The following is a 241-nucleotide window of genomic DNA, read 5'->3' as shown; positions in this document are numbered from 1 at the left end:
GCATCCCGTGGTCGCCGCGCCCGACGCCGCCGCCTTCGCCGGCACCGGCGGGCCGTCAGCCGATCCGCCTGCGCTGGTGGATCGTCGCGCTGGCCGTGCTGTGGGGCGTGTGGCTGTGGGCCAAGCCGTCGGCGAAGAAGATCGACAAGCGCATCGACGGCGCCATCGCGCTGGCGCAGGCCTGCCAGGGCAAGCAGGCGCAGGCCGAGCTGATCGCGCTGCAGGCGTTCCAGCTGCTGCG

At 74.3% G+C, this 241-nt stretch carries 1 protein-coding gene; it reads left to right on the top strand.

Annotation, left to right across the window (positions count from 1 at the left end; translation table 11 throughout):
- Positions 1-241: hypothetical protein (locus ACEN88_RS36160; protein ID WP_413347191.1), on the top strand; the 241-nt coding region annotated here is incomplete at both ends.

It is taken from the genome of Massilia sp. CT11-108 (assembly GCF_047302915.1).
Taxonomy (GTDB): Bacteria; Pseudomonadota; Gammaproteobacteria; order Burkholderiales; family Burkholderiaceae_D; genus Telluria; species Telluria orientalis.
Note: the sequence above shows the minus strand (reverse complement) of the source record. Positions and strands in the feature narration are given on the sequence as shown.